A 1,011-nucleotide genomic window follows, 5' to 3' on the forward strand; every position below is an offset into this window, starting at 1 on the left:
CTGGGAGAGCATCTGCCTTACAAGCAGAGGGTCGGCGGTTCGAGCCCGTCATCCTCCACCATATTTGCCGGCCTAGCTCAATTGGTAGAGCAACTGACTTGTAATCAGTAGGTTGGGGGTTCAAGTCCTCTGGCCGGCACCATTTTTGGACAAGATAATAACACAAGTCTTTTAAAAAGAGCCATTAGCTCAGTTGGTAGAGCATCTGACTTTTAATCAGAGGGTCGAAGGTTCGAGTCCTTCATGGCTCACCATGTTACGCGGGTGTGGCGGAATTGGCAGACGCGCTAGACTTAGGATCTAGTGTCTTATGACGTGGGGGTTCAAGTCCCTTCACCCGCATTATACAGGATAGTTATCCTGTATGCGGAAGTAGTTCAGTGGTAGAACACCACCTTGCCAAGGTGGGGGTCGCGGGTTCGAATCCCGTCTTCCGCTCCAACTATACCATCCACGCCGGGGTGGTGGAATTGGCAGACACACAGGACTTAAAATCCTGCGGTAGGTGACTACCGTGCCGGTTCAAGTCCGGCCCTCGGCATTCATTATTATGCGCCCGTAGCTCAATTGGATAGAGCGTTTGACTACGGATCAAAAGGTTAGGGGTTCGACTCCTCTCGGGCGCGCCATAATTTTTTGAAAAATCGGGAAGTAGCTCAGCTTGGTAGAGCACATGGTTTGGGACCATGGGGTCGCAGGTTCGAATCCTGTCTTCCCGACCACTTCGGGGCCTTAGCTCAGCTGGGAGAGCGCCTGCTTTGCACGCAGGAGGTCAGCGGTTCGATCCCGCTAGGCTCCACCATTTATAAAAAAATGTTGACTTTGAGAGAAACTTATTATATACTTAAAAAGTTGCTTGAGAAAGTGAACAAAATGATCTTTGAAAACTAAACAAGACAAAACGTACCTGTTAATTCAAAGTTTTAAATAAATCGCACAGCGATGTGCGTAGTCAGTCAAACTACTTTATCGGAGAGTTTGATCCTGGCTCAGGACGAACGCTGGCGGCGT

At 49.4% G+C, this 1,011-nt stretch carries 8 tRNA genes; all 8 read left to right on the forward strand.

The window, feature by feature from the left end:
- The first annotated feature begins 66 nt into the window (after positions 1–66).
- The 8 genes from ACWJJ4_RS19795 (at position 67) to ACWJJ4_RS19830 (ending at position 802) form a co-directional block, all read left to right on the forward strand.
- Positions 67–142, forward strand: a tRNA-Thr gene (locus ACWJJ4_RS19795).
- 36 nt (positions 143–178) lie between these two features.
- A tRNA-Lys gene (locus ACWJJ4_RS19800) sits at positions 179–254 on the forward strand.
- 6 nt (positions 255–260) lie between these two features.
- Positions 261–342, forward strand: a tRNA-Leu gene (locus tag ACWJJ4_RS19805).
- A 24-nt stretch (positions 343–366) separates the two neighbouring features.
- Positions 367–441 (forward strand) — tRNA-Gly (locus ACWJJ4_RS19810).
- A 14-nt stretch (positions 442–455) separates the two neighbouring features.
- Positions 456–541 (forward strand) — tRNA-Leu (locus tag ACWJJ4_RS19815).
- 11 nt (positions 542–552) lie between these two features.
- Positions 553–629: transfer RNA gene (locus ACWJJ4_RS19820), tRNA-Arg, on the forward strand.
- A gap of 16 nt (positions 630–645) precedes the next feature.
- Positions 646–722 (forward strand) — tRNA-Pro (locus ACWJJ4_RS19825).
- A gap of 4 nt (positions 723–726) precedes the next feature.
- Positions 727–802 (forward strand) — tRNA-Ala (locus ACWJJ4_RS19830).
- The last annotated feature ends 209 nt before the right edge of the window (positions 803–1,011 follow it).

The organism is Bacillus sp. JK62 (assembly GCF_053663455.1).